Source organism: Mucilaginibacter sp. (assembly GCF_036383575.1).
GTDB lineage: Bacteria > Bacteroidota > Bacteroidia > Sphingobacteriales > Sphingobacteriaceae > Mucilaginibacter.
In genome coordinates this window covers 1-3,501 of the sequence record NZ_DASVOB010000672.1, presented here as the reverse complement: position 1 = coordinate 3,501, position 3,501 = coordinate 1, and the positions used below count along the sequence as shown (strand labels likewise).

Annotated in this window: 2 protein-coding genes and 1 pseudogene; all 3 read right to left on the bottom strand. The window is 45.1% G+C overall.

Annotated elements, in window-relative coordinates:
- Positions 1-1,454 (bottom strand): DPP IV N-terminal domain-containing protein (locus VF500_RS23500; protein ID WP_330862006.1); only part of this gene is annotated, 1,454 nt, incomplete at its 3' end.
- 325 nt (positions 1,455-1,779) lie between these two features.
- On the bottom strand, positions 1,780-3,180 hold the full coding sequence (locus VF500_RS23495) for an aminopeptidase P family protein (protein ID WP_330862005.1): 1,401 nt from the start codon (positions 3,178-3,180) through the stop codon (positions 1,780-1,782).
- A 90-nt stretch (positions 3,181-3,270) separates the two neighbouring features.
- A pseudogene (locus tag VF500_RS23490) lies at positions 3,271-3,501 on the bottom strand (aldehyde dehydrogenase (NADP(+))); the annotation flags it as partial.

Below are 3,501 nucleotides of genomic sequence, written 5' to 3'. Positions count from 1 at the left end.
ACCGTTTTCAGATCGGCAGTGTTTTTAATTACTATTTTGGGAGCGACGTTTACTTCAGAATAAGTATCGATATAGTATTTTCTGTCGGGCGAGAAGGTTATGTTGTGGTTGCCTTTTTCGGGCGTTAAGTCAACAAGGTTTTTACCATCAAAGCCTATCCGGTAATAGTGCATAAAGTATGGGTCCTCTCCTTCATTTTTACCGCTTCCTTTAAACCAGATCTGCCTTTTTTTAACATCAACACTGTCAACATCGCGTACTACCCAATCGCCTTTGGTTACCAGCTTTTCTTTGCCGGTTAGCTCATCAACAAGGTAAATATGACGCCATCCGTCTTTTTCAGTTACCCAAACTATCTCGTGTGTTTTAGCGCTGTAATAAGTGTAGATCCGTTGCTCGTAAATAAAAGTATTTGTTTTTTCATCAATGATGTTACGGGTTTTTCCATTGGTAATGTCTACCTCAATAACCCTGAAACGCTGATGCCCGCGATCTGCCTTTTCATAAGTAAAATAGCGGCTGTTTCCATCGCGCCAATGCAATTGCGGTGCACCAAAAAAGTCTATCTTTTCGGCATCGGTCTTTATAGCGCTTTTATCGGCGATGTTGAATATGTACTGCTGGTACGAGGTAAACTCATCACCCGGCTGATCGTATTCATGCGATTTCAGCACCGCGCGCGTAGTACCCGGTACCGAGCTCAGCAGGTAATAAACCTCTTTCGTTTTTTTCGGATCGATGCGGTACCCGACCAGATGCTTGCTATCCGGCGACCAGGTAAGTTCGCCGTAAGGCTTATCTAAATTGCCATCCGTAGTTAATTTGATCTCGGTTGAACCTTTAAGCGATTTAACAATAATATTACCACCTTTTACAAAAGCCGCCCATTGTTTATCCGGCGATACCGAATCGGCAGTTATACCTTCCCAGCGGTAATGGCGTACCTGCAAAGGTTTATCGTTATCATAACTTTGGTGTATGGTATCGGTAGTTTTACTGCATTGAAGCGTGGCCAAGTCGCACTTAAGCCAGGTATTGCTTGTTTTAAAAGTGGCCTGCTTTTTATCGGCACTAAGAAACATATCTTCAATCCGGAAGCCGCCTTCTTTTACGGGTTTACCTGTTGCTTTGCTTACTTCCGCTGCCAGTTGCCCGCTTTCAAAGATGGTTTTCTTAGTCCCTTTTTCGGGTTCAACAACTATGTAAGATGTCTGATTATTAGCAATTCTTTTACTGTACCAGAATTGGTTACTGCCGGTCTGCCAGTTAGGTCGCACGTTGGTAACGTACGGGGCCTTTTTTAATGCAGAATCGAGCGCATCGGCTGCTTTATAGTTTTGCAGCACTTCCGTATGAGTGGGGTAATAAGGAGTAGCTTTTTGTTGTGCATCGGCTGACTTGCCCGCGGCTGCTAAAAAAACAGTTAACAGTAAATATTGGTGGTACCTTGCCATAAGTTATAGTGTTGCGTAAAAGTACCCAACATAGGTCAAATGATGTTTCCATAAATTAACACATCATAGCAGGCATTTAGCAAAATCGGCCCGCATCTTTGCAGATGCGGGCCGATTTGTTTCGTTATTAGAATGATGGAAAAATCGTTTTTAATCAGGAGACTCCTATGGAGTCAAATACAGATTTTATTATTTCGCTATAAACATGATACTCCTACGGAGTTTTTAATGTTTGCTCTTAATAAAACTCCGTAGGAGTATCATGTTTATAGCCCGATTAAACTGCATAAAAAGGCTCCAGCGGAGCCTCCTATAAACTATTAAACTATCCTCTTAACGCCTCAATTTCCTGGCGGGTTTTAGGCAGGTATTTACCCAATAGCTGGCTGCCTGTATCGGTTATTAAAAAGTTATCTTCAATACGGATGCCGCCGAAATCACGATAGGTGTTCAGCACATCGTAATTAATAAACTCGCTGAATTTCTTTTCGGCCTGCCAGCGGTCAATCAGCTCGGGGATGATATAGATGCCCGGCTCAACAGTAAGCACATATCCTGCTTCCAACTCGCGGCCTAACCTTAATGATTTTAAGCCGAAAACGGTTTCCTTCTTCAGCGTATCGGTATAACCAACGTATTGCTCGCCCAGATCTTCCATGTCATGGGTATCCATGCCCAGCATGTGGCCTAAGCCGCATTGAAAAAACATGGCGTGGGCTCCGGCGGCAACGGCCTCGGCAGGGTCACCTTTCATCAGGTTTACCTGCTTAAGGCCCTCGGCCAGTTTTTGACAGGCCTGGATATGCACATCTTTATAGCGGACGCCCGGCTTAAGCATACCGATGGCATGATCCATTGAATTAAGCACTACATCATATAACTCCCTTTGGCGGGTGCTGAACTGCTTGCCTACCGGGAAAGTACGGGTCAGATCGCCGCCATAGTGCATCGCATTCTCGGCGCCAATGTCGCTTAATACCATATCACCTTCTTCCAAAACATTACCGTAATAATGCGTGTGCAGGGTTTGGCCATGTTTAGTGATGATAGCAGGATACCCTAAGCGTGAATCGTTAGCTATAGCTACTTCATGTGCTTTGGCAACCAGCTCATACTCCCTGATACCGGGGCGGGCATATTTCATTACGGCAAGTTCCATATCAACGCTGATGGATACAGCCTTTTCTATTTCAGCTACCTCCAGCGGGGTTTTGATCACCCGTTGGGCTATTACAGCTTTTACCAACTGTAATGAAACGCGACCGGCAACATCTTCCAGACTGGTATTTAACCAATCGGCCAGCTTGATCTTGTTTTCCGGGCGATAAGGTGGCAGGATATGAACCGGGCGACTGCCAGTAACCGCTTTATGGATATAATGCTTAATTTCGGCATAAGGCCTGGTTTGTGAAACGCCAACCAGCGCGGCCATTTCGCCTACCGAGGGAAGTGTACCTGTCCAGATGATATCATCAATGGTAAGGTCATTACCGAAGATCACCTCTTCGCCGGTATCGGTATCAATAATAGCCGCCAAACCCGCTACATCAAGTCCGAAGTAATATAGAAAGCTGCTATCCTGCCTGAACAGGTAGGTATTGTCTTTATAGTTCATGCTGCTCTCCTCGTTCCCTAACAAAACGATGATGCCATTGCTGCCCATGCTTTGTTTTAAAACATTGCGGCGCTGTACGTAAACCTGCTGATCAAAAAGTTGAAGTTTCATAACACAAAATTAAACATGCCGGCAACTCAAGGCTGCCGGCATGTGCAAGTATAATTTAAATTTGATTATCTGTTGACGTTTAACGCCGTACTATTTCTTCCATTCGCCATCAAACAAACGCCAGATCTTTGTCGGGTTAGCTTGTTGTAAAGCCAGCGGCAACAATGCGTCCGGGCAGTTTTGAAAGCAAACCGGGCGTACCCACCTTTTAGCCGCGTTGATACCTACCGCGGTAAAACGGCTATCGGTAGTGGCCGGGAACGGGCCACCATGTACCATACTGGCACAAACCTCAACACCGGTTGGTACGCCATTAAACAG